This is a genomic window from Pseudomonas sp. zfem001, from assembly GCF_032621725.1.
GTDB lineage: Bacteria > Pseudomonadota > Gammaproteobacteria > Pseudomonadales > Pseudomonadaceae > Aquipseudomonas > Aquipseudomonas sediminis.
Map to the genome: position 1 here is coordinate 124121 of NZ_JAVYJI010000009.1, position 24423 is coordinate 148543.

The 24423-nt window shown below is 62.7% G+C and carries 26 protein-coding genes; 10 read left to right on the top strand and 16 right to left on the bottom strand.

All coding sequences use genetic code 11. From position 1 onward, the window contains the following. The first annotated feature begins 84 nt into the window (after positions 1 to 84). Both RTH74_RS23345 and RTH74_RS23350 read left to right on the top strand, forming a co-directional pair. Entirely contained in the window at positions 85 to 930 is an 846-nt protein-coding gene (locus tag RTH74_RS23345) for an AAA family ATPase (RefSeq protein ID WP_079784028.1), read from the top strand. 176 nt (positions 931 to 1106) lie between these two features. Further along, the gene (locus RTH74_RS23350) at positions 1107 to 2285 is read left to right on the top strand and encodes a VWA domain-containing protein (RefSeq protein WP_316916225.1); all 1179 of its coding nucleotides are present in this window, start codon (positions 1107 to 1109) and stop codon (positions 2283 to 2285) included. Positions 2286 to 2342: 57 nt separating this feature from the next. On the opposite strand, the gene RTH74_RS23355 is transcribed toward RTH74_RS23350, so the two are convergent. From RTH74_RS23355 to RTH74_RS23380, 6 genes are all read right to left on the bottom strand, one after another. Beyond that, positions 2343 to 2753 carry a hypothetical protein gene (locus tag RTH74_RS23355; RefSeq protein ID WP_316916226.1) on the bottom strand — a complete coding sequence of 137 codons (411 nt, stop codon included), beginning with the start codon at positions 2751 to 2753 and terminating at the stop codon, positions 2343 to 2345. After that, complete coding sequence (locus RTH74_RS23360) at positions 2750 to 3814, bottom strand: DUF2167 domain-containing protein (protein ID WP_316916227.1); 1065 nt, start codon at positions 3812 to 3814, stop codon at positions 2750 to 2752. The genes RTH74_RS23355 and RTH74_RS23360 overlap by 4 nt, the downstream gene beginning before the upstream one ends. Positions 3815 to 3972: 158 nt before the next feature. Then, positions 3973 to 4497 carry a DUF2937 family protein gene (locus RTH74_RS23365; protein ID WP_316916228.1) on the bottom strand — a complete coding sequence of 175 codons (525 nt, stop codon included), beginning with the start codon at positions 4495 to 4497 and terminating at the stop codon, positions 3973 to 3975. 4 nt (positions 4498 to 4501) lie between these two features. Continuing rightward, complete coding sequence (locus RTH74_RS23370; RefSeq protein ID WP_099525306.1) at positions 4502 to 5275, bottom strand: class II glutamine amidotransferase; 774 nt, start codon at positions 5273 to 5275, stop codon at positions 4502 to 4504. A 4-nt stretch (positions 5276 to 5279) separates the two neighbouring features. Next, a complete protein-coding gene (locus RTH74_RS23375) occupies positions 5280 to 5726 on the bottom strand; it encodes an HIT family protein (RefSeq protein WP_316916229.1) in 447 nt (148 codons plus the stop codon). A 63-nt stretch (positions 5727 to 5789) separates the two neighbouring features. Further along, the gene (locus RTH74_RS23380; RefSeq protein ID WP_143504186.1) at positions 5790 to 6263 is read right to left on the bottom strand and encodes an MFS transporter; all 474 of its coding nucleotides are present in this window, start codon (positions 6261 to 6263) and stop codon (positions 5790 to 5792) included. 105 nt (positions 6264 to 6368) lie between these two features. Here RTH74_RS23380 and RTH74_RS23385 point away from each other — a divergent pair, with 105 nt between their 5' ends. Continuing rightward, positions 6369 to 8411: a S9 family peptidase gene (locus RTH74_RS23385; RefSeq protein WP_316916230.1), complete on the top strand. Its 2043-nt coding sequence runs from the start codon at positions 6369 to 6371 to the stop codon at positions 8409 to 8411. A gap of 78 nt (positions 8412 to 8489) precedes the next feature. Here the strand turns inward: RTH74_RS23385 and RTH74_RS23390 are convergent, their stop codons facing one another. After that, positions 8490 to 8804 carry a hypothetical protein gene (locus RTH74_RS23390; protein WP_316916231.1) on the bottom strand — a complete coding sequence of 105 codons (315 nt, stop codon included), beginning with the start codon at positions 8802 to 8804 and terminating at the stop codon, positions 8490 to 8492. A gap of 83 nt (positions 8805 to 8887) precedes the next feature. Here RTH74_RS23390 and RTH74_RS23395 point away from each other — a divergent pair, with 83 nt between their 5' ends. Then, the gene (locus tag RTH74_RS23395; protein WP_099525302.1) at positions 8888 to 9229 is read left to right on the top strand and encodes a YajD family HNH nuclease; all 342 of its coding nucleotides are present in this window, start codon (positions 8888 to 8890) and stop codon (positions 9227 to 9229) included. Between the two features lie 47 nt (positions 9230 to 9276). Continuing rightward, the gene (locus RTH74_RS23400; protein WP_037002491.1) at positions 9277 to 9747 is read left to right on the top strand and encodes an RNA methyltransferase; all 471 of its coding nucleotides are present in this window, start codon (positions 9277 to 9279) and stop codon (positions 9745 to 9747) included. A 17-nt stretch (positions 9748 to 9764) separates the two neighbouring features. Here the strand turns inward: RTH74_RS23400 and RTH74_RS23405 are convergent, their stop codons facing one another. From RTH74_RS23405 to rnd, 5 genes are all read right to left on the bottom strand, one after another. Then, a complete protein-coding gene (locus RTH74_RS23405; protein WP_316916232.1) occupies positions 9765 to 10991 on the bottom strand; it encodes a hypothetical protein in 1227 nt (408 codons plus the stop codon). A gap of 100 nt (positions 10992 to 11091) precedes the next feature. Continuing rightward, positions 11092 to 11541, bottom strand: coding sequence for a YcgN family cysteine cluster protein (locus RTH74_RS23410; protein ID WP_316916233.1), 450 nt, complete (start codon positions 11539 to 11541; stop codon positions 11092 to 11094). 133 nt (positions 11542 to 11674) lie between these two features. Beyond that, positions 11675 to 12607: a D-2-hydroxyacid dehydrogenase gene (locus tag RTH74_RS23415; RefSeq protein ID WP_316916234.1), complete on the bottom strand. Its 933-nt coding sequence runs from the start codon at positions 12605 to 12607 to the stop codon at positions 11675 to 11677. A gap of 3 nt (positions 12608 to 12610) precedes the next feature. Then, positions 12611 to 12904 (bottom strand): YcgL domain-containing protein, encoded by a 294-nt coding sequence (locus RTH74_RS23420; protein ID WP_099525298.1) that lies wholly within the window; start codon positions 12902 to 12904, stop codon positions 12611 to 12613. Then, positions 12901 to 14034 (bottom strand): ribonuclease D, encoded by a 1134-nt coding sequence (gene rnd / locus RTH74_RS23425; protein WP_316916235.1) that lies wholly within the window; start codon positions 14032 to 14034, stop codon positions 12901 to 12903. The genes RTH74_RS23420 and rnd overlap by 4 nt, the downstream gene beginning before the upstream one ends. 131 nt (positions 14035 to 14165) lie before the next feature. Here rnd and RTH74_RS23430 point away from each other — a divergent pair, with 131 nt between their 5' ends. Beyond that, positions 14166 to 15227, top strand: coding sequence for an SMP-30/gluconolactonase/LRE family protein (locus RTH74_RS23430; protein WP_316916278.1), 1062 nt, complete (start codon positions 14166 to 14168; stop codon positions 15225 to 15227). Between the two features lie 41 nt (positions 15228 to 15268). On the opposite strand, the gene RTH74_RS23435 is transcribed toward RTH74_RS23430, so the two are convergent. Both RTH74_RS23435 and gdhA read right to left on the bottom strand, forming a co-directional pair. Next, on the bottom strand, positions 15269 to 15949 hold the full coding sequence (locus RTH74_RS23435; protein ID WP_316916236.1) for a hypothetical protein: 681 nt from the start codon (positions 15947 to 15949) through the stop codon (positions 15269 to 15271). Between the two features lie 129 nt (positions 15950 to 16078). Further along, positions 16079 to 17416, bottom strand: coding sequence for an NADP-specific glutamate dehydrogenase (gene gdhA / locus RTH74_RS23440; RefSeq protein ID WP_316916237.1), 1338 nt, complete (start codon positions 17414 to 17416; stop codon positions 16079 to 16081). A 331-nt stretch (positions 17417 to 17747) separates the two neighbouring features. Here gdhA and RTH74_RS23445 point away from each other — a divergent pair, with 331 nt between their 5' ends. The 4 genes from RTH74_RS23445 (at position 17748) to RTH74_RS23460 (ending at position 21595) form a co-directional block, all read left to right on the top strand. Then, complete coding sequence (locus tag RTH74_RS23445; RefSeq protein WP_316916238.1) at positions 17748 to 18602, top strand: sulfurtransferase; 855 nt, start codon at positions 17748 to 17750, stop codon at positions 18600 to 18602. A gap of 412 nt (positions 18603 to 19014) precedes the next feature. Continuing rightward, positions 19015 to 19494: a hypothetical protein gene (locus RTH74_RS23450; RefSeq protein ID WP_316916239.1), complete on the top strand. Its 480-nt coding sequence runs from the start codon at positions 19015 to 19017 to the stop codon at positions 19492 to 19494. Between the two features lie 151 nt (positions 19495 to 19645). Then, entirely contained in the window at positions 19646 to 20920 is a 1275-nt protein-coding gene (locus RTH74_RS23455) for an outer membrane protein transport protein (protein WP_316916240.1), read from the top strand. 63 nt (positions 20921 to 20983) lie between these two features. Beyond that, positions 20984 to 21595 carry a response regulator transcription factor gene (locus RTH74_RS23460; protein ID WP_316916241.1) on the top strand — a complete coding sequence of 204 codons (612 nt, stop codon included), beginning with the start codon at positions 20984 to 20986 and terminating at the stop codon, positions 21593 to 21595. On the opposite strand, the gene RTH74_RS23465 is transcribed toward RTH74_RS23460, so the two are convergent. Further along, positions 21596 to 23344, bottom strand: a complete 1749-nt coding sequence (locus tag RTH74_RS23465; RefSeq protein ID WP_316916242.1) for a hybrid sensor histidine kinase/response regulator — start codon at positions 23342 to 23344, stop codon at positions 21596 to 21598. A gap of 12 nt (positions 23345 to 23356) precedes the next feature. Further along, positions 23357 to 24409, bottom strand: a complete 1053-nt coding sequence (locus RTH74_RS23470) for a lipase secretion chaperone (protein ID WP_316916243.1) — start codon at positions 24407 to 24409, stop codon at positions 23357 to 23359. Between the last annotated feature and the right edge of the window lie 14 nt (positions 24410 to 24423).

Below are 24423 nucleotides of genomic sequence, written 5' to 3' on the forward strand. Positions count from 1 at the left end.
AGCCACCTGAGCTGCGCGTTATAGTCGCGCTCTGAATTTCTGCTGCGGGCCGGCCCCGCGCGTTACCGTTGCGAGGATTTTCCGATGAAGTTCGAAGGCACCCAGTCCTACGTCGCCACCGACGACCTCAAGCTCGCGGTCAACGCCGCCATCACCCTGCAACGTCCGCTGCTGGTCAAGGGTGAGCCGGGCACCGGCAAGACCATGCTCGCCGAGCAACTGGCCGACGCCTTCGGCGCCAAGCTCATTACCTGGCACATCAAGTCCACCACCAAGGCACATCAGGGCCTGTACGAATACGATGCGGTCAGCCGCCTGCGCGACTCGCAGCTCGACTCGGACAAGGTTCACGACGTTCGCAACTACATCAAGAAAGGCAAGCTGTGGGAGGCGTTCGAGGCCGACGAGCGCGTGATTCTGCTGATCGACGAGATCGACAAGGCCGACATCGAGTTCCCCAACGACCTGTTGCAGGAACTCGACAAGATGGAGTTCTACGTTTACGAGACCAACGAGACGATCAAGGCCAAGCAGCGCCCGATCATCATCATCACCTCGAACAACGAGAAAGAACTGCCGGACGCCTTCCTGCGCCGCTGCTTCTTCCACTACATCGCCTTCCCTGATCGCGACACGCTGAAGAAGATCGTCGACGTGCACTACCCCAACATCAGCGGCGAGCTGGTGGCCGAGGCGCTGGACGTGTTCTTCGACGTGCGCAAAGTACCGGGCCTGAAGAAGAAGCCCTCGACCAGCGAACTGGTGGACTGGCTCAAGCTGCTGATGGCCGACAACATCGGCGAAGCCGTGCTGCGCGAACGCGACCCGACCAAGGCCATCCCGCCACTGGCCGGTGCTCTGGTGAAGAACGAGCAGGATGTGCAGTTGCTCGAGCGCCTGGCCTTCATGACCCGCCGCGCTTCGCGGTAAACATCGGGCGGCTGCGCGTCGGCCAGGCTGCGTTGAGAGCAGGCTCGCAATGCTCATGTACAAAAGTACACTGCGCTTGCTCGCCTGCTCTCGCTTTGCCTGACTCTAGCTCGCTCGCCCTTCCTTTGGTGCGGGCAGTGGCCACAGGCAGTCACAGACTTTCATGAGGGCATAACATGCTGCTCAACCTGTTCAACGAAATGCGCGCGGCCAAGGTGCCGGTGTCGGTGCGCGAGTTGCTCGACCTGATCAACGCGCTCAAGCACAACGTCGTGTTCGCCGACATGGACGAGTTCTATTACCTGGCGCGCGCGATCCTGGTGAAGGACGAACGTCACTTCGACAAGTTCGATCGCGCCTTCGGGGCCTACTTCAAGGGCCTGGAAAACCTCAACGAACACATCGAGGCGATGATCCCCGAGGAGTGGCTGCGCAAGGAATTCGAACGCCTGCTGAGCGACGAGGAAAAGGCGCAGATCCAGAGCCTGGGCGGCCTCGAAAAGCTGATCGAGGAGTTCAAGAAACGCCTCGAAGAGCAAAAAGAGAAGCACGCCGGCGGCAACAAGTGGATCGGCACCGGCGGCACCAGCCCGTTCGGCTCCGGCGGCTACAACCCCGAAGGCATTCGCGTCGGCGATGCCGGCAAGCGCCAGGGCAAGGCCGCCAAGGTGTGGGATCAGCGTGAATACAAGAACCTCGACGATCAGGTCGAGCTGGGCACGCGCAATATCAAGGTGGCGTTGCGCCGTCTGCGCAAGTTCGCCCGCCAGGGCGCAGCCGAAGAGCTCGATCTGGACGGTACCATCGATCACACGGCGAAAGATGGCGGCCTGCTCAACATCCAGATGCGCCCGGAGCGACGCAACACGGTCAAGCTCCTGCTGTTGCTGGACATCGGCGGCTCGATGGATGCCCACGTCAAGGTCTGCGAAGAGCTGTTCAGCGCCTGCAAGACCGAGTTCAAGCATCTGGAATATTTCTACTTCCACAACTTCATCTACGAGAGCGTGTGGAAGAACAACATGCGCCGCACCAGCGAGCGCACTTCGACCCTGGACTTGCTGCACAAGTACGGCGCCGACTACAAGGTGGTGTTCGTCGGCGATGCGGCCATGGCGCCCTACGAAATCACCCAGGCCGGCGGCAGCGTCGAGCACTGGAACGAAGAAGCCGGCTACGTCTGGATGAAGCGCTTCACCGAGAAATTCAAGAAAATCATCTGGATCAACCCTTACCCCAAGGACACCTGGAACTACACCGCCTCCACCGGCCTGGTGCGCGAGCTTATCGAAGATCGCATGTACCCGCTGACCCTGCAGGGGCTGGAAGACGGCATGAAGTACCTGTCCAAGTAAGACATCGAGCCGCAACGAAAAACGCCGCGAACCCTGTATAGGGTTCGCGGCGTTTCGCTATTCGGAGGCAGACGCCTGGCTTGCATATTCCTGGGCCAACCGACCGAGCATCCTCTCGGTGTAGTCGAAGCAGTAGTCCAGTTTCTCGTGCGCCTTGAGATAGTCCACCGCGGAACGGAGCGACATGTCGCTCAGACATTTCTCGACCAGGGCGCTGCTAATCGGCAACCCTTCCTCAGGCATATCGGGAATGCGCTCGCGGACGAAATCAGCGCTGGTGGCCAGTCGATTGGCATCGACGGCAAAGGCCCATTCACGCATGCTCGCGTCATGCAGCGTACCGCCACGGTCCCAGCCGTCAGCGAAGCGATTCGCTTCGCCACAACCGGCGCTCAGCATCAGTACAACGGCAACAGAGGCACCGCGTAACGCATTCCTGCACATGGCGCTACTACGCTTCAAACTCACCGCTTGTCCGCATCGTCCGGCTTGTTCAAGTCCATCACCGTCTGCGCCGGGGTCTGCAAAGGCTCTTCCGGCTTGCTCTCGGCAGTGACTACGGGCGCTTGCGGCGCACTCGCCGCTTCGCTGGGCGCGTCCTTCTTGCGCAGGCCGATGCGCTTGAACAGCCAACCGCCCAGCACCACCGGGATGAACCAGAACTTCTTCAGCAGTACCAGCAACAGCGCCAGCAAACCGGTCTTAGCCGCTACCTTGCCAGCCACCAGCGCACCCAGGCCGTAGGCCGCCACGGTATCCAGATCCGGGTCGAATTCGGCATAGCGCTGACCGGGGTTGAAGTCGGTCGCAGCCAGCACGGCCGGCACATTGGCCTCGATTTCCGCCAGTTGATCCATATTGGCGACGAAGTTCAGCACCAGCACGCCCTTACGGCCGAGCACGCGGATGTTGTAGTTCAGGGTGTTGGTCTCACTGTCACCGAACTTCAGTTCCTTGGCCCAATGCAGCTTCTTGCCTTCGGCATCGTAGCGTGGCGCTGCGGCCCAGCCGACCAGTTGTACCGGCTCGTAACCGTTCTCTTCACGCCAGGTGTTGGCCTCGCGCATGTCGGCCTGCATGTCCTTGAGCATGTCGCCATAGTCGATGTCAGCGGCGTCCTCGTCGGACACGTAGCCACTGTCTTCATATTCGACGGTCACGCCCCAGGACTCATCGGCCAACGGCGACACGCCGGCCGGCAGCATCATGCCCAGCGGCGGGACATCATCCGGCGGGTTGCCCCAAGCGTCGACCAGCAGGCGCTGGGCATTCTCACCGTCGAGAAACACCAGCGAATCGGGCAGGTTGAGGGTGGCAAGATCATTGCCCAGGACGACGCGGCCGCTCTTGAACTCCAGGCTGGCGACGAATTCTTCCGGGCTGATGTACTGCGCCGAATCATCGCTCTCGCTGACGTCCTCGCTGACCGCAGCGCTGTCTGGCTCGATCTCGGGGTTGGCGTAGGCTACACAGGTGAATGGCAGGACGGCAGCCAGCGCGGCTGCCAGGATCGAATCCTTGATCGACATGGAAACTCCAGTAACACGAGAGAGGGTTAAATGTAACGCCGTATTACATTAACACGCCCTGCCTCGTGCCCAGGCGAACCAGTGCACTTTTTGTGGCTTTTGATCCCAGGCAACCAACCGCCGGATCAGCGCAAAACACGCCCGGCGCTCGCCTGTCGTCAGTGCCAGTGCCGTTGCTGCGCTCGCCGGGTGCGGCCCGCTCCGAACAGCCAGCCGCACAGCACCACCAGCACCTCGATCAACCAGGCCAACAGCAAGGCGCTGATCACACCCCAGAGAATCGCATCCGGGGTGAACAGCACCTGGTACCGGTAAGCCTGCAAGGTTTCCTCGAACAACTCGTGATCGGCAGCGGTCGCCAGGTGCCAGGCCTGGGTGTACCAGGGGCCCTGCATGGCCTGCCATTCCCGTTCGAGCAAGGCCGAGCGCTGCACCAGGTGCCCGACGCTATTGGCATCGCTGCGCATCACCGGGTCGTCGCTGACGCGGTAGTGCGCCACCAGTGCGTCCATATCGCCCTTGAAGAAATTGCGCGCAGTTTCCTGAAAGCCTTTGAGGCTTTGCTGCGACTCCAGGCGATGGGCTTCGACGCGCTTGGCGTAGTCATCGATGAAACCCGGCACCTGCACGCCAAGCAACAGGCCGAAGGCGAACAGCGTCAGACGCAGGTAGCTTCTAAGCATGGGGTCAGGCCTTGCCGTGAGTGATGCATTCGCCGCGTCGCCACAGGCGCCATTCGCCCGGCTGATACAGCGACCATTGTTCGTTGTCGGTCAGGGGTTCGGTGGCGATGACCGTCACCACGTCGTTGGGCGTGGTTTCCGACTGGAAATCCACCTTCAGGTCGGCGTCCTTGAGTTGCGCGGGGCCGAACGGCGCGCGCCGGGTGATATGCGCCAGCTTGGTCGAGCAGAAGCTGAACAGCCAATCGCCATCGCTGAGCAGGCAGTTGAATACGCCAAGCTGACGGTAGCTGGCACAAGCCGCTACCAGCACCGGCAGCAGCATTTCCACCGATACCGGCTCGGGAAAGGCCCGGCGCACGCGGTTGAGCAGGTCGCAGAACGCTGCCTCGCTGTCGGTCTCGCCTATCGGTCGGTAGAAACTGGTGGAGCCCTGCAGGCCGGCCAGTTGCCCGTTGTGTGCGAAACACCAGTTACGCCCCCACAGCTCACGGCTGAAAGGATGAGTGTTGACCAGGCAAACCTTGCCGACGTTGGCCTGACGAATGTGGCCGATCACCACCTCGCTCTTGATCGGGTAGCGCTGCACCAACTGCGCCACCTCGGACTCACTGCTCGCCCGCGGGTCCTGAAACAAACGCAGGCCGCGCCCTTCGTAGAAGCCGATGCCCCAGCCATCGCGATGCGGGCCGGTGCGGCCACCACGCTGCATCAGCCCGGTGAAACTGAACACGATATCGGTGGGTACATTGGCGCTCATGCCGAGCAATTCGCACATCGAATCAATTCTCCTTGCCGAGGATCAGGCGTAGACGATCGGCTTCATCTTGCAGACGCGCTTCGATTCGCTTGCGGCCCATTGGCAGAAAACGCACCAGCAATCGCCAGAGCAGCGCCGGCAGGTCGCCTGGCTGGCGTGGAATCAGGTGTAAATGAAGGTGGGGCACGTGCTGATTGGAATCTGGACCATCGTTGATCAGCAGGTTGATGCCGTTCTTGCCAAAGCCCGCCTCGCGCAGCGCGGCGGCGATACGCTCGGCCAGCGTCAGCAGACGCTCACGCACCGCCGGCGGCAAGTCACGCAGAAACGGTGCATGCAGACGACTGACGATCAACACATGGGCCGGCCGCATCGGGAAGATATCCAGCAGCACGATGAAATCTTCGTCTTCGTACAAACGATGAGCGGGTAGCCGTTGCTCGGCAATGGCACAAAACACGCAATCCATCGGGCCTCCCTTGCACAAGGCCATCATGCTGAACGCCTGGGCCGACAGGCGCAAGGGGTCAGATCAAATACGCGGCTCCATGCGACCCGAACGATCACGCCCGTAATCGCGTGCTGGCAGGTCGTCGTCTTCTTCCATGCGTTCGCGCAAGGTACGCGGGTCCTCGTCGGCCTCGGCCACCTGCTCGCCCTTGCGCCCTTTCCACCAGCGCTCGATGGGCCAGCGCACGGCGACGAACAGCAGGTAAACAGCCAAGGCAATCAGGCTGTAGAGCGCCAGATCGGCGACAGCACGCCAGGCGTTGTTGCCGACCTTGAGCAATACGTCCATGGCGGTGACCGCAAGAGCCGGCGCGAACAGCTCGCGCGTCGGGTCGACAATGGTAGGGCTGAACAGCAACACGGCCACCAGCACGGCGAGCGGCTCGCGCAGGTAGCGCCACATCCAGCTGGTCAGGCGCATCCACACCAACAGGCAACCCAGGGCAGCAATCCCGTAGGCCGCCCAGGCCATGAGGTAGTCGTTTTCATTCATCATAAGCAGGCGCCGGCGTGGCAGGTCTGGCAAAGGGGCGCTTATGATAACGGCTTTTGCCCAATGCGGCGCCCCCGCCGTCGCCCTCTCGTTCTCTGGAGCTACGCCATGTCCTCTGCCCCCATCGCCCGCCAGGAAGCCGGCAAAGATCCCTATCGCTGGCTGGAAAACCGCGACAGCGATGAGGTCCTGGCGCACCTGCAGGCAGAAAACGCCTACCTGGATGCCGTGCTGGAACCGCAACGAGCCCTGCGCGAGCAACTGTTCGAGGAGATCAAGGGGCGCATCCGCGAGACTGACCTGTCGCTGCCAACGCCCTGGGGCGACTACCTCTATTACCAGCGCACCACGGCCGGTGACGAGTATCCACGGCACTACCGCTGCCGTCGCCCAGCCGATGATTCGCTGCAGGTGGACGCGGCCAGCGAAACGCTGCTGCTCGACCCCAACGCGCTGGCCGACGGCGGCTTTCTTTCCGTCGGGGCTTTCAGCATCAGCCCCGACCAGCAGCGCCTGGCCTACAGCCTCGACAGCAGCGGCGACGAGATCTACCGCCTGTTCGTCAAGGAGCTCGCCAGCGGCGAAATCAGCGAACTGCCCTTCGACGACTGCGACGGCAGCATGACCTGGGCCAATGACAGCCAGACGCTGTTCTTTACCGAACTGGACGAGACCCACCGCCCCTACAAGCTCTACCGCCACCGCCTCGGTGACAACGCTGCGCAAGCCGTATTCGAGGAAGCGGATGGCCGTTTTTTCCTGCATTGCTACCGCTCCAGCTCCGAGCGCCAGCTGATTTTGCAACTGGGCAGCAAGACCACTAGCGAAGTCTGGGTGCTGGATGCGCAACAGCCGCAGGGCGACTTCAGCTGCCTGGCCCCGCGCGAAGAAGACCATGAATATGACGTCGATCACGGCATGCTGGACGGCCAGTGGTGCTGGTTGATCCGCAGCAACCAGAGTGGCATCAACTTCGCGCTGTACCGCGCCACCGAGGACAAGCCACAGCGCCCGCACTGGCAACAGATTCGCGCTCACGACCCACAGGTGATGCTCGAAGGCGCCACGCTGAATCAGCGTGCGCTTACCCTTGCGTTACGTGAAGGCGGCCTGCCGATCCTCGAAGTACAGCCGCAGGGGCTGGCGCCCTATCGCGTGCAACTGCCGGATGCGGCCTACAGCCTCTATGTGCAGGACAGCCTGGAATTCCACAGCCCGGTGATCCGCCTGCGCTATGAAGCGCTGAACCGCCCTGCGCAGGTACGCCAACTGAAACTGGCTACGGGCGAACAGCAAGTTCTCAAACAGACACCGGTGGAAGGCCCGTTCGATGCAGATGCCTATGAGAGTAGGCGTCTCTGGGCCAGCGCGGCCGACGGTACGCAGATCCCGATCAGCCTGGTAGCGCGCCGCGAGGTATTCGCCGCCGGCAAACCGGCACCGCTCTATCTCTATGGTTACGGCGCCTACGGGGCGAGCCTCGACCCCTGGTTCTCCCATGCGCGCCTGAGCCTGCTGGAACGCGGTTTTGTCTTCGCCATCGCGCACATACGCGGCGGCGGCGAGATGGGCGAAGCCTGGTACCGCGCTGGCAAGCTCGAACACAAACAAAATACTTTCGACGATTTCATCGCCAGCGCCGAGCGCCTGATCGCCGAAGGGCTGACCACCACTTCGCAACTGGCGATCAGCGGCGGCAGCGCCGGCGGCCTGCTGATTGGCGCCGTACTCAACCAGCGTCCCGAGCTATTCGCCGCCGCCATCGCCGAAGTGCCGTTCGTCGATGTGCTCAACACCATGCTCAACCCGGACCTGCCGCTGACCGTGACCGAGTACGACGAATGGGGCGATCCGAATCAGCCCGAGGTCTTCGAGCGCATCAAGGCGTACGCACCTTACGAGAACGTCCACGCCCAGGCCTACCCGCCCATCCTCGCCGTCGCCGGCTACAACGATAGCCGCGTGCAGTACTGGGAAGCAGCCAAATGGGTGGCGAAGCTGCGTCGTGACAAGACCGACGACAACCCGCTGCTGCTCAAGACCGATCTCGGCGCCGGCCATGGCGGCATGAGTGGGCGTTATCAGGGCATCAAGGATGTGGCGTTGGAGTACGCGTTTCTATTCCGTGTGCTCGGGATAGCACACCCGTAGGAGCGGTTGGGCGGCATTGCGCTTCAGCAGCGAGACACCAAGCATCGCGGCTGAAGTCGCTCCTACGAAAACCGATGATCAGTCCTGCTTGCGTTGCCCATCCAGCCCCTGGCTGTTGCGGCGCAGTTGCTCATCCAGTTGCGGAATTGGCTGGTCACCGGTGGATTTCGGCGCAGTCCCTGGGGGCGTTTGGCCCTGGGGCGGCGGTAAAAGGGGCGCCGATCCCTGGCGCTTGATCGTACTGGGCGTGGAAGGCTGGCCGTATGGCTGCGGCGTGGCGGTGCCCGGTGCGCCCGCCCCAGGGGCGGACGGCATACGCATCGGTTCCTGAGCCCAGGCCAGACTGCCAAGGCTGGTGGCCAGAATCATCACGGCGAACAGAGGCAAGCGCATGACATTTCTCCTGTGCAGCTGGCTTTCGTTCTATTCTGGCAACATATCCAGACAAGCGTTCACCTCCGATAACAGGTTCCGCCATGAGCACCAGCAACAACCCCTATTATCTGTCCGCCCAGGCCGAAGAAGGCTACCGGCAGAAAGCGCTGAAAATGTACCCCCACGTCTGCGGCCGCTGCGCCCGTGAGTTCTCTGGCAAGCGCCTGAGCGAACTGACCGTGCACCACCGCGACCACAACCACCACAACAACCCGGCCGATGGTTCCAACTGGGAGCTGCTGTGCCTGTTCTGTCACGACAACGAACACTCGCGCTACACCGACCAGCAGTACTTCGCCGAAGGCTCCACCGCCAGCCCTCAGGCCGCCAAATCGACCTACAAGGCCTTCGGCGATTTGGCCAGCCTGCTGAAAAAGGACTAGGGCGTGGCACTCGGCACCGTATAATCGGTGCTTTTGCGAGTGCCACCGTGGCCAACAAGAGATACGCCTGCATCGGCCTGTTCAATCCGAAATCGCCGGAAAACGTCGGTTCTATCATGCGTGCGGCAGGCTGTTATGGCGTCAGTTCGGTGTTCTACACCGGAACCCGCTATGACCGCGCCAAGGATTTCATCACCGATACCAAGAAGGTTCATCAGGACATCCCGCTGATCAACATCGACGATCTGCGCAAGATCCTGCCGCTGGGCTGCACCCCGGTAGCGGTGGAACTGGTCGATGATGCCCGCGCCCTGCCCGCCTATACCCATCCCGACCGGGCGCTTTACATCTTCGGCCCGGAGGACGGCTCACTGCAGCAGGAGATTCTCGACTGGTGTGGCGCCGAAGTGGTGTACATCCCGACCCAGGGCTGCATGAACCTGGCCGCGACGGTCAACGTGGTGCTCTACGACCGCCTGGCCAAAGGTAACAACACCCGCTCCGGCCCCCTGTTCTGACCACGAAGCGCTAACGCTCAACGCAGCAAACGCGTGTCCAGGGTCTTCGACGGACCGCCGATGACGTTCTCGGTGATGTCTATGAAATCCTTGGTGCTGACCTTGTCCAGGCGCATCAGGCCACGAGTGACGTCATCGAGCGACAGATTGCCCTTTTCCTTGGTCTTCTGCCGAATCTCGCGATCCAGCTCCTGCAACAGCAACACCGCACGCGCCGTGACCGGGCCACTGGCGTTGTCGGTACGCAGGCTGTTGACCGGTTTGCTCCAGCGAATCAGCTGCTCGCGGATTTTCTGATAGCGGTCCTCGCTGATGCCGCCAGCACGGCGCATCAACTCGATGGCGTAATACTCGGCCAGGCCTTCGGCGATCCAGTCGCTGCGCTCACGGCCATAGATACGGCCGAACACGTGCACCAGTTCGTGCACCAGGGAGCTGGTGCCATTCTCGCTGACCAGCGGGCGATCAGCATGCATGAAGTAGGAGTTGGCCGCCGACAGACCGCCGCGCCACATCGGGTCGCCAGCGCCGACGATCAGCAGCTTGTCCGGATCACGTGGGAACACCTGCTGCATCTGCGGCCAGACGAAGGTGAGGAAGGTCATGATGTCCATGCGCCGCATGCCCTCGCCGATGGGCGCGGAAATGGCGACTTCGGTGTCGCCCAGACGGGTGCGACGGGTGCCGAGCTTGCCGGCGAGCATCCAGCCGGTCGGGCGGTCGAACTTGCGCTGCGGGTTGTCGATGCGGAAACGGTTCTTGCCGATGCGCGGCCAGCCAGTCTCCACGCTCTTCCAGCCCTTGGGCAGGTCGAATTGCAGGCGCGCCACCAGATCAGTCTTGTCCCTCTGGTCGAGCTTGGCCGCTGGCACCAGGTCATCACCGCGAAACAGCGCCCAGTCCTGGGTCATCCGGGCGTCGTAGCGACCCGGCTTGCGCTCGTTGTCGATCAGCACGCGGTAACTCAAAACGCTCTTGCCCTCTCCCGGCTGCCACTTGCCGCGCCCGGCCTGCTCCTGCGACCACTGGCCGTCGGCCTTGAAGTCGCTGAAGCGACCGTCTTCGCCGAGGTTGAAGTCAAGACTGCGCACGCGCTCGCCCTTCTCCAGGGTGATGCTGACTTCAGCCTGATTGCTCTCCGGCAAGAAGCGCACGCGGTAATCCAGATCGACCTTCTGCGTGGCGGCGAAGGCCGGCAGACTCAGAAGCAGCAAAGACGAGTACAACGGCAAGCGAAGGGACATCGAGCGAACTCCTGATGCTGAACGTGGCGGCATATGACAGCTGCGCCACAGGGCAAATTCCATGGACGGCAAACAGAATTGCCACGAAGCCGCGTGGCAATCAACCTGCGCGAAAAATCAGATGATCTTCCCAGTCGTCTTCGGCCACGCTGTTCTCACTGAGCATACGTCCTGATTGGGAAATGCGCTCGGCGTGCACGGCACCCGGGTCGCCGCAGACCAGGTGATGCCAGTGCGGCAGGTCCTTACCTTCGCTGACCAGGCGATAACCACAGGTCGGCGGCAGCCAGCGGAACTGATCGGCCTGCGCCGGGGTGAGCTGAATGCAGTCAGGCACGTGCTTGACCCGATTGGGGTAATCGCTGCAACGGCAGGTTTGCAGGTCCAGCAGCTTGCAGGCGATGCGCGTGTAGTAGACGGCGCCGTCGTCTTCGTCCTCGAGCTTCTGCAGGCAGCACAGACCGCAACCGTCACACAGCGACTCCCACTCGCGCGCATCTAGCTGGGCGAGTGTCTTGCGTTTCCAGAAGGGTTCGAGGTCGGCAGCCATGGCAGCAGTATGGATTCAAGCGGAAAAATCGCGGCAGTCTAGCGTGGGCATCCGCCCCGGCCAAGCGGCGCATGCCGAACGGCGGCCCTGGGCAGCCGCCCGTACGGTGCACCCATGCGCACCAACTGGATGCTCAGTAACCGCGGGCGAAATCCACTTCACCCCGTAACGGCTGTCCGGCTTGCCAACGCGCCAGGTTGTCGATGAACAACTCGCCCATCAAGGCCGGATCGGTGGGCGCCGAGCTGTGGCCGGTGAGTAGCAAACGCGGCGCCGTCCAGAACGGATGGCCTGGCGGCAAAGGTTCTTCACGGCAGACGTCGATCACGGCTGCGGCCAACTGGTTCTGCTCCAGCGCGGCCACCAGGTCGGCATCGACCACGGCAACGCCGCGCCCGGCATTGATCAGCACCGCCTGCGGGCGGAACTGGGCGAGCAGCCGAGCATCGTACAGATCGTGCGTGGCCGGCGTGTCCGGCAGCAGGTTGACCACGTAATCGGCCCAGGCGGTCAGCCGCGGTAGGTCATCCATGCTTGCCACTTCGGCAAAAGGCACCTGCTCGCGCGCCTGACTGGCGACGCCACGCAGTTCCACGCCGAAGGGTTGCAGAAACTCGGCCACGGCCTGACCGATATCACCGCAACCGACCACCAGCACGCGGCGCCCGCACAGGCTGCGCGGCAGGCTGTGATCCCAATGCTGCTCGACCTGCGCCGCCAGGCGGGCGAACAGACGCCGCTCGTGGGCCAGCATATGGCCGAGCACGTATTCGGCCATTACCTGTCCGAAGATGCCGACCGCACGGGTCAGGCGGTAATCACGCGGCAAACCTTCCGCCAGCAGCGGCGTGATGCCGGCCCAGGTCGATTGCAACCACTGCGGTCGCGCGCCGTCGCGCAACAGCGGTGCGAGCAGGTCGGGTTGCCCCAGCCACAGGTCGCACTCGCCGGCGACCACACGCAGCTGTTCGAGCTGCGCGCTGGCGACCAACTGCAGGTCGGGGCAGGCGCTACGGATACGCTCGGCGTAGAACGTATGCTCCTCTTCGGCGATCAGCAGGCGCATCGTTTACACCGGATCGTTGCGGCGCAGCAGTTCGTCAGGCAGGTGCTCGATGTACTCTTCCTCGGGCGGCGGCATCTGCAGGTGATAGCCCTGCTTCTCGAGGTTCTCCAGCACCTGGGCAATGTCCTCGCGGGCCAACTGACGCTCGGGGCTGAGCACCAGGTCGAAGGCATGCGCGGGCGGGCCGAAGACACTGAGCAGTCCTTCAGGTACACGCGCCAGAGCATCGGCCTTGAGTACGTAAAGGTACATCTCGTTCTTGCGCGAACTCTTGTAGATGGAACAGATGCGTTTCACGCGGATTCTCCTTCGGCGGCCAGGCAATCCAACAGCGCTTGGCCCATCAGCTCCCGGCGCCAGCCGCGCAGGGAGTCGGGCAATTGGTACGGGCCATGGGGGAAGCCGGTTTTCAACAGGGCTTCCAGGGTTTTCTTGCGCAGCATCAGCTCAGGGACGATGTCAAGGCGCTCACCTTCTTGCTGGCCGATGACGCGCAATTTCTTCAGCAGCGCAGAGGCTTCGATGGGCAGCGGCTCGGGCAAGGCTTCGGGCCACTGCTCGGGCGGCAGCGCAGCGGCATCACGAATCAGCTGCAGCAGTGTCTCTCCGTCCTGACGCACGGTTTTCGGGTGCATGTCCTCGATGCGCGCCAGCGTCACCAGGTTATCCGGCTGGGTACGCGCCAGCGGCCACAGCGAATGCTCGCGCAGCACGCGATTACGCGGCTGGTTGCGCGCCCGCGCCTCGCGCTCGCGCCAGGCGCACAGTGCGCGCAGGACGGCCTGCTGTTGACGCGACAGTTTCCACGCCAGCTTGGCCTCGCGCCAGGCGTCTTCCGGGGCGATCTCACGGCCCAGATTGGCGACCAGTTCGGCACCGTCCTCCAGAATCCACTCGACCTTCTGCGGCGCCAGGCGGGCCATCAGGGCGCGGTACACTTCAACGAGATGCAGCACGTCCTCGGCGGCGTAGCGCACCTGCAGCTCAGACAGCGGCCGCTGCAGCCAATCGGAGCGGGTTTCACCCTTGGGCAGCTCGATGTCCAGCAAGGCCAGCACCAGGCGCGAGTAGCCCATGGAGAAACCGAGATTGAGATAACCGGCCGCCAGTTGCGTGTCGAACAGCGGCGTCGGCAGGCTGCCGGTCAGACGTAGAAAGACTTCCAGGTCTTCACTGCATGAATGCAGCACCTTGACCACGGTCGGCGCTCCGAGCAGCGCGGCGAACGGACGCCAGTCGCTGATGCGCAGGGGGTCGATCAGGTAGGCGCCGTCGCCAGCGCTGACTTGCAGCAAACCGGCGATGGGATAGAAGGTGTCGACGCGCATGAACTCGGTGTCCAACGCGACGAAGGGCTGCGCCTGCCAGGCAGCGCAATGCTCGGCCAGGCTGGCGTCGTCGAGAATCCAGTGAATGTCGTTAGCCACGCGGCTCTCCCGTCTAGAATGCCGCGCAGTATATATGCCCAGGCCAGCGCACGGGGCAGCAGCCTGCCGCCGATAACGGGAACTGTGTAATCTGTGCCGCGCACCACCTCCGAAACGGAAGAACAACAATGCTGAAGAAACTGCTTGCCCTGGTCGTCATGCTGCTGGCCGCAGCGGCCAGTTACCTGGCCCTGACGCCCAGCCCGATCGATCCGCTGCCCTGGGATGCCGCGCCCCCCCCGGCGATGACTGGAACACTGGAGCCCAACGACACCCTGATGAAAGCCGAGCTGCTGGCGCGCGGCCAGGTGCATGGCCCGGAAGACACCGCCGTCGACAGCCAGGGCCGGGTGTACGCCGGCCTGCATGATGGCCGCATCGTTCGCGTGCAGGAAGACGACAGCTTGGAAACCTTCGCCGACACCGGCGGCCGCCCGCTGGGCATGAACTTCGACGCCAGCGGCAATCTGATCGTCGCCGATGCCTACAAGGGCCTGCTGAGCATCGACCCGCAGGGCGCGATCAAGGTGCTGACCACTGAGGCTGAAGGCCTGCGTTTCGCCTTCACCGATGACCTGGACATCGCTAGCGACGGCACCATCTATTTCAGCGACGCCTCCTCGCGCTTCGAACAGCCGGACTACCTGCTCGATCTGCTCGAGGCACGCCCTCACGGCCGCCTGCTCAGCTACAACCCGGCCAGCGGCGAGACCCGTGTACTGCTGAAAGACCTGTATTTCGCCAACGGCGTGGCGCTGTCGGCGAACGAGGACTTCGTGCTGGTCAACGAAACCTATCGCTACCGCATCACCCGCTACTGGCTCAAGGGCGACAAGGCCGGCCAGCACGACATCTTCATCGACAACCTGCCGGGCCTGCCGGACAACCTGCAGGGCGACCGCAAGGGCACCTTCTGGGTGGCCCTGCCGACCCCACGCAAGGCCGATGCCGACTTCCTCCATCGCCACCCCTGGCTCAAGGCGCAAATGGCCAAACTGCCGCGCGCGCTGTGGCCGAAAGCGATCCCTTACGGCTTCGCCATCGCCCTCAACGAGCAAGGCGAGATCGTCCGCAGCCTGCATGACACCAGCGGCACGCATCTGCGCATGGTCACCTCGGTGAAACCGGTAGGCGACTACCTGTACTTCGGCAGCCTGGACAACGATCGCATCGGTAAACTGCAGATTCACTGAGCACACAGCTGCCCAGGTCACTCAAGACCTGGGCAGCCCGCTCAGACCTTCTGGGCAATCCAGATGGTGTGCCGCGTGCCCCGATTACCGTGGGCATACACCTGCACCGCTTCGCCCTTGAAGCCGGCCTTACGCACCTTCTCCGAGAACGCCCGGTCGGCGCTGGATGACCACACCGCCAGCATGCCCTTGGGCCTCAGTGCCTTGGCGCACTGACGCAGGCCGTCCATGCTGTAAAGCCAGTCATTGCCCTTCTGGGTCAGCCCCTCGGGGCCGTTGTCGACGTCCAGCATGATCGCGTCGTAACACTGCTCAGCGGCCTGCAGCACCTTGGCGACGTCCTCCTGAATGATCACTGCACGCGGGTCATTCAACGGATAACCGGACTTCGCCCCGAGCCGGCCACGGTTCCATTCGACCACTCCAGGCACCAACTCGGCCACCGCTACCTCGGCGTCGGCTCCAAGGTTCTGTAGCGCCGAAGCCAGGGTGAAGCCCATGCCCAGACCACCGATCAGTACCCGCACCTGTGGCCGACTCGCGATCTGCTTGCAGGGAATCGCGGCCAGGGCATCTTCCGAGCCGTGCATGCGCGTATTCATCAGTTGCCCGCCATCGCCGCCGGCAATCTTGATCACGAAATCTTCGCCGTATTCGAACAGGTTGAGCGCACCATCCGTACCGGGAATAGGAGCGGTATCGAGCAGAACGAAGCGTTTCATAGAAGGCGAAGACCTGAGTAGCGAGCCAGAGGGCAGGCAGCATGCCTGAATCGGCCTGGCAACACAGCCCCGCCAAAAACGACGAGGCCCCGCGTTCTCACGCGGGGCCTCGAGTCTACTGCGATGGGCTCAGACCACGCCTTGCGCCAGCATCGCATCGGCGACCTTGACGAAGCCGGCGATATTGGCGCCCTTGACGTAGTTGATGCGGCCATTCTCTTCACCGTGATGCACGCAGGCATGGTGAATGTTCTGCATGATGCCGTGCAGACGCTCGTCCACCTCACCAGCGCTCCAGTGCAGGCGCATGGCGTTCTGGCTCATTTCCAGGCCGCTGGTGGCCACACCGCCGGCGTTGGACGCCTTGCCTGGTGCGTAGCAGATGCCGGCCTCAACGAACAGGTCCACCGCTTCCAGGGTCGAAGGCATATTGGCGCCTTCGGCCACGCAGATGCAGCCGTTCTTCAGCAGCGCGCGGGCATCCTCGCCGTCCAGCTCATTCTGCGTCGCGCAAGGCAAGGCGATATCGCAGGCCAGGCCCCACGGACGCTGCCCGGCGAGGAACTGCAGACCATAGTGTTCAGCCATCTCGCGCAGGCGGCCACGACGCACGTTCTTCAGCTCCATCAAGTACTGCCACTGTTCATCGCTGAGGCCGCCCTCGGCATACAAGGTGCCTTCGGAGTCGGACATCGAAATCACCCGGCCGCCCAGCTCCATGACCTTCTGCGCGGCGTACTGGGCAACGTTGCCGGAGCCGGAAATAGCCACACGTTTGTCCTCGAAACCCTGGTCGATACGTTTGAGCATCTCCTGGGCGAAGTACACGCAGCCATAGCCGGTGGCCTCCGGACGGATCAGGCTGCCACCGTAGCTCAGGCCCTTGCCGGTCAGCACCGAGGTGAACTGGTTGGACAGGCGCTTGTACTGACCGAACAGGTAACCAATCTCGCGACCGCCGACGCCGATGTCACCAGCCGGTACGTCCAGATCGGCGCCGATGTGACGGTACAGCTCGGTCATGAACGACTGGCAGAAACGCATAACCTCGCCTTCGCTCTTGCCCTTGGGGTCGAAGTCTGAGCCGCCCTTGCCGCCGCCCATGGGCAGCGAGGTCAGGGAGTTCTTGAACACCTGCTCGAAAGCGAGAAACTTGAGTACACCCAGGTTTACCGAGGGGTGGAAACGCAGGCCGCCCTTGTAGGGACCGATGGCGCTGCTCATCTGGATACGGTAACCGCGATTGACCTGCACCTGACCACGATCATCGACCCACGGCACGCGAAACAGAATGGCCCGTTCCGGCTCGACCATGCGCTCGAGAATGCCGGCATCGCGGTAGCGCGGGTTGGCCTCGAGGAAGGGCCACAGGCTACGCACCACCTCTTCCACCGCCTGGTGGAATTCCGGCTGATCGGGGTCGCGCTGCTTCAGGCGCGCCAGGAAAGAATCGACGGACAACGACATGCGGCACCTCGACACCACAAAGACAAAGTGGCCGGCACTCTAGCAGGCAGCAAAGCACCAAAACAGATCAAAATGTCGCCTTGATGAAACTTTTTAGTGCGCTAACAGCGAATAAAGATTTGAAATGCCTCTATCGCGCAATTATTCCCACCCATAAACGCACCAAATAATGGCCTATCGCGCACGAATATCGATCACTCATGTTTGGATCGAGCTCACCGCTGGCGTTACAGCTTTCCCAAATGAGTGTGAGAAGGCTTTTCTTCGCAGAGGCCCAATAGAGGGCCAGGCGGTATGATGCCGCAAACCCTGCTACGAAACAGGAGGCTGCATGCCACTCGCTCAACTGATCAGTGCGGAACACCTTCAACAGCGTCTAGGCCAAAACGACCTGCTGGTACTGGACTGCCGCTTCGCCCTCGAAGACCCAGCCTATGGGCGCCGCAGCTACGTCGAGGGGCATATCCCGGGCGCGCACTTTCTCGACCTGGAGCAGGACCTGTCCGCCCCGGTGATCAAGGGCGTAACCGGTCGCCACCCGCTCCCCGACCCGAGTTCTCTGGTCGAACGCCTGCGCAGCTGCGGACTGCGGGCGGATAGCCAGGTCGTGCTGTATGACGACGGCCCCGGTGCGTTCGCCGCACGCGCCTGGTGGTTGCTGCTGTGGCTGGGCAAGCGTGATGGTTTGTACCTGCTCGATGGTGGCCTGAAAGCCTGGCGTGAAGCAGGACAGGAACTGACCACCACGCCACCTAGCAACACCCCGGGCGATTTCTCCGCGCAACCCGACAGCAGCCTACTGCTGACTGCCGATCACCTGGCCCAGCACTTGGGCAACCCGGAGCTGACCCTGCTCGACGCACGGGCACTGCCACGCTTTCGCGGCGAGGTCGAGCCTCTCGACCCGGTCGCCGGGCACATTCCCGGCGCACGATGCGCCGTGTTCACCGACAACCTGGGTAAGGATGGCCGCTTCCTTCCGGCAACGGTACTGCGCGAGCGTTTCGACGAGCTGCGCGGCGAACGCCCGATGGAAAATCTGGTGGTTTACTGCGGCTCGGGGGTCACGGCCTGTCACAACCTGTTCGCCATGAGCCTCGCCGGTTATCCATTGGCGCCGCTCTACGCAGGCTCCTGGAGCGAGTGGATCACCGATCCGACGCGCCCGGTAGCCACGGGTGATTGATCGAGGGTTTTAAGCACCAATCGAAATATGCCCAATAACTCAAATCCGGAATTAATTTAAAAACAGCCCTTTATAGCTGAAATATCACACTAGACTTGAGAATGAGCGGCTAACCCCGCTCCCGGTGGGGCCTTTATCGAAAAGCCCAGACCGTTGAAAAACGTCAGCGAGGCAGGCAAGACAAGGCAAAAACAGCCGAGAAACGGTCGGAATCGCGCTCGATTTTACAAGCGTGAATGAGCATTTCGACTGGGCTCGCACACGAGGCTGTTTTTAACGCAGGATTGCCAACGCACGACTGCATGGATGCAGGAGGTAGAGCGACGCAGGAAGCCAAAGCCGAGATAGTTTTTCATCGGTCTGCAAACAGCTGCCACGCGCCCGGCCCTACCGGCACCCTTGCGAGGATGCCATGGGAATTGCCGCCTGCGATCTCAGCCAGCATGTGATCCGCCCTACCCTGCTCTATCTCGAACGCCATAGCGCCACTGCCGAGGCACTGCTGCTAGGGGCTGCGGCTTGTCAGTCAGCTCTGGGCAGTGCGCTGGACACCCCGCAAGGCCACGGTTTGTATCGCATCAGCGAACAGCGCCACCAGATACTCTGGGACCAGCATCTGGCCTTCGACCCGGATCTTGCCAGCCGTGTACGTGGCCTCGCCAGCCAACACGCCTTCCTCGAGGCACCGCACATGGAGCTGACGGTCAATCTGCGTTACGCCACTGCCATTGCCTGGCTGATGATCGAAAGTGAAAAACTCGAGCTGCCAGCCGCCGATGATCTGTCGGCCTTGGGCCGGATCTGGTGCAAGGTTTTCCAGCCCCTGGCTCGTCAACATGACTTTCTCGACGCCTGGCAACGCTGCATCGAACCAGTCAGCCGGGTTGCCTGACCTAGTCGTCAGAAAATGACGCTGGAAAGATCCATACAGAATCAATCCTATTTTCCCGACAATACGCTCTATTTCGGGAACTTCAGCGCCTTGGCAGGGGTCAGGAAAAACTGTAGCGTGCGCCCCCCCGCCTCACCACAGGAGCTTCCCCGTGAGCAAACGTCTTCTCAAGACCGGTCTTGCCGTCGCCATCACTGCCACCTCGAGCCATGGTTTCGCCAGCGGCTTCGCCCTCAATGAACAAAGTATTTCGGGCATGGGTACGTCCTTCGCCGGACGCTCATCGTCGGCCGACGATGCCAGCACCGTGTTCGGCAACCCGGCCGGTATGGCCCGCCTCAAGCGCGACGAAGTCTACGTCGGTGCTGCGGTGATTCACGCCAAGAGCGATATCAGCCACGCCAGCGCCAATGCGGGCCCGCTCGCGCTGTCCGGCAGTAACGACGGCGATATGGTGCCGACCACCGGCGTACCCATGGGCTATTACGTCAAGCCGCTGGACGACAAGGTCGCTTTCGGCCTGGGCGTCTACGTACCTTTCGGCCTGATGACCGACTACGAGAGTAATTTCCAAGGCCGTTATCACGCGGATAAGAGCTATGTACGAGTGATCACGATCCAGCCGAGCCTGAGCTATCGCTTCAACGACAAGCTGTCAGTCGGCTTCGGCCCGACCTTCAACCATATCGAGGGCGAACTCAGCTCCTCCGTGCTCAACCCGCTGAGCCCGGGAAGCAACGATGGCAAGGTGCGGGTCAAGGGCGACGACACCGCCGTCGGCTTCAATGTTGGTGTGCTCTACGAGTTCACCCCGCAGACCCGTGCCGGCTTGGTCTACCATTCGCGGGTGAAGTACGAGCTGGAAGGTGATACTCGCGTTTCCGGTAGTGGCGCTCTGGCCGGCATCGCCGGCAAGTACGACGCCAACCTGGACCTGACCACGCCCGAATCGGTGGACATGTCTATCACCCACGACCTGACCGATGCGCTGACACTGCATGTCGGCAGCACCTGGACGCGCTGGAGCCGCTTCAAGGAAATCCGCGTGGAGAACGACTCCGCCACCTTGCCGGCCAACCTCGCCACCATCGTTGAGGAGCAGAACTGGCACGACACCTGGGCTCATGCGGTCGGCCTGTCGTACAAGGTCAACCCGCAGTGGACGCTGCGCACCGGTGTCGCCATCGACCAGTCGCCGATCAACAACGTCGACCGCTCGCCGCGCGTGCCATCCGGTGACCGCACCATCTTCAGCGTCGGTGCCGGCTGGAGCCCGAATCAGGACATGACCATCGATGTGGCCTACTCCTACCTGCAGGAAGAGTCGGTGGACGTGAACCACGCCAGCGCCACTCGAGGCACCTACAGTGCACGTTACAAGAACAGTGCACACGGTCTTGGCGCCTCGCTCAGCTACCGCTTCTAATCGGGCCACTGCATTGGCTAAACTCACGCGGCAGAACAACAATAAAAGCCGCGTGAGAACATCATGACTGCCCTCTGCACTACCCTGCCCGACAATCTCCGTCTGCTGTTGGTCGACGACCATCGCATTTTTCTCGATGGCCTGTCCCTGGCTCTGTCGCCGCTCAGTGCGAACCTGCAGATCCACACCGCGCACAGCGCAGCCGAAGCCGAGCAGTGCCTGCGCCAACACAGCTATGATCTGATTCTGCTCGACCTGCGCCTGCCTGACGTGCCTGGCCTGGAGCTGTTGCAGCGCTGGCTGGCGCGCGGCGAAAGCACTCCGGTGGCCATTCTCAGCGCCAGTGACTCGGCGCTGGACGCCCAAGCGAGCCTGGCGGCCGGCGCACTTGGTTTCATCCCCAAGAGCTCCGACAGCAACGCCCTGCGCCAAGCTGTGACGCGCGTCCTGCTGGGTGAAACCCTGCCGGCGCCAAGCAGCACCTCACCGCTGACACCGAGACAGTTGGAGATTCTCCAGCTACTGGCCGAGGGTCTGCCGAACAAAGCCATCAGCCGCCAGTTGGGCCTGGCCGAAGACACGGTCAAGACCCACCTCAAGGCCCTGTTCGAAACCTTCGCCGTGCATACCCGCACCGCCTGTGTCAGCGCCGCCCGCCAGCGTGGCTGGCTGTGATCAACTGACGGTCTGGCGCGCTCGCAACTGAGTGGCCAGCACTTGGCGCAAACGCGCCGGCAACAGCGGTTTGCCCAGGGGAATGACGTGAGCGGGCAAGCAGCGCTCGTGCAGCTCCGGGCTCAGGTCAGCGCTGATCAGTAGAGCCGGCAGCATCAGCCCGGCCGCCTCACGCAGGCGCTCGATGGCCTGCAGGCCATCCTCCTGCTCGGCCAGCCGGTAGTCACTGATCAGCAACTGCGGCGTATCGACACGCAATACCTGCAGCGCACTGGTCAGGTCAGCGCAAGCCTGCACCTCGCAGCCCCAGCGACGCAGCAAGCCAGCCAGCGCTTCACGCCCGGCTGGGTCGTCTTCGAGTAGCAGCACGCGCCCCTGCAAGGTCAATCCAGTATCGGCGCGCGGCGCCGCTACTGGCACCTCGGCCAGCGGCAAACGCAGGACGAAGCGTGCGCCCGCGCCCGGCTGTGAATGCAGGTGCAAGGGGTGCTCCAGCACCTCGGCCAGCTGCCGCACGATGGCTAGGCCGAGACCGAGTCCGCGCTCGGCATTGCGCCCGGGATTGTCCAGTTGACGAAATTCCTCGAACACCAAGGCCTGCTCCGCCTCACTGAGGCCGCGACCATCATCGGCCACCTCCAACACGATCTCGTCGCCATCAGGCGCTGCGCTCAACCTCAGGTGCTGCGCCTGCGCGTGTAGCAGGGCATTGTTCAACAGATTGCGCAGCAGGCGTTCCAACAACAGCGGGTCGCTGTATACCCCGCACTCGTCACAGTGCAGCTCAAGCTGCAACTCTTGTTGCTGCGCCTCTGGCGCCACTTCGGCAATCAGCCGCTCGAGCAAGGGGCGCAGGGCAAACGCATGCGACCTGGCCTGCACACCACCGGGCAAGGTCAGACGGGTGTAGTCGAGCAGCGATTGCAGCAGGCGTCCCAACTGCTCCACCGACGCGGCCAGGCGCGAGCTGATGCGCCGGGTCTGCAGGTCACCGCCCTGTTCCACCAGATGTTCGGCGTACAACCCCATGGCGTTGAGCGGCTGGCGCAGATCGTGACTGGCCGCTGCGAGCAGGCGCAGCTTGCGCGCGTCATCGGCTTCGGCGCGCTGGCGCGCCAGATCGAGTAGGCGCAGGTTCAGCCAGGCACCACGCTGACCATGCTCCTGCATATAGGCGCCGACGCTGCCGATCAGATTGGCGCAGAACAGAAACAAGCCCTGGTAAGCCAGCGCGCCACCGGTTTCACCGAACAGTACGCCGACGCCAATGAACAGCAGGCAGAAACTCCAGCTACAAAGGCTGATCGCACGAAACGACAGCCCAAGCAGGGCGTAACCGAACAACAGGATGAGGAACAGGCCGTCGTAGGGCATCTCCACGCCCTGCTGCCAGCACAGGTGAACGATCAACGCGACGCTGACGCCGTTGACCCAGTAGGCCGCGGCATAGACCAATGGCACCCTGGCAGGCGGTGCCTCGACCCGGCGGCAGTAGAAAAAGGACAGCGCCAACACCGCCAGCGCGAGCATGCGCAGCGGTAGCACCGACAGGCTGACCGGCAGCGGCATGAGCAGAAAATCCAGCAGCGCATAAATCAGCTGAAACAATGCTGCGATGGGGGCGATTAGCGGCAGGCGCCGACGAATACGCTGCACCCGATGCTCGGCAAATCCCGCCTCCAGCTCGGCAGCGAAACGCAGCGAGCGATAGCCTCGGCGCTGCTGGGCCAGCAGCAGGCGCTCACTCATGGGCGGTATCCGTCAGGGGTCGAGCGGCTCCGGTTGCTTCGCGGCGATGGCGTCATAGGTTTCCACACGGTGTCGGTCTTCACTGCTGAACAGGCGCTCGCGTAGCTGACGCTGCAGTTGCTCGTTATCTGCCTCGCTCAGCCCCCGCCCTTGCAGGCTGGCCAACTCATTGCGATAGGCCTGGTAATGCTGCTGCCAATCGCGCTCGCGGCGCTGTTCATCCAGCAGGCGCTGCACGGTCTGCGGATCATAGGTCATCGCCAGGAACTCGCGCACCTGCTGCTCATCCGCACCATCACGCCACAACTGCTCACTGCGCTGCAATTGCTCGAGCGCGAGCTGCTGGCGCTGTTCGCTTTCTCGCAGTGCATTGGGCAGACGCGCACGCAACTGTTCGAGCATCTGCGCGCGCTGCGCCTCGCCGAGGTCATCACGCTGTTGCAATGCCAGGCTATCGAGGGTGTAACGGGCATAAGCCTGTTCGGCGCCGAACAGCGCCTCCTGCGCGGCCGCAGAGAAATGGGCGCGGCGCAACTCGTCGAGACGGGCAAAAGCCGACTGCAGCGCCTGCAACTGCGCCTTCGGTTCTACCTGCTGCTGGGCATCCAGCGGCTGCTGCATAAGTGCCATGCTGGCGCGCTTGTAGTCCAGATAATCACCGAGCAGGCTGATCATCTGCCCGAGAGCGGGCTCCGGCAGACGCCGGCCGGCATCGGCCAGCAGGGCCTCGATCACCGCATCGAGCCCGGAATGATCGACGGCGCTAAGGAAATAATCGAAATAGTCGCGCACCGCCAGGTCCAGCACCAGATTACCGGCCGCATCGGTGCGCAGTTGGCCGTCCACGTCGGTATCGGCCAGGCTGGGCAAGGACTCGGCCACTGACGGCTGTGCCTCGACAGATGCCTCGGCGATAGGAAGCGACGGAGGTTCAGACGACGCTGCCCGTGACGGCACGGCGACAGTTGGCAACACCTCGGGTACCGCTGCCGGCCAGCGCCAGTACAGGGTAAGACCACCCGCAACCACCACGGCGACCAGGGAAAGACTGAAGAACTTGGACATGCAACCTCGCTGCG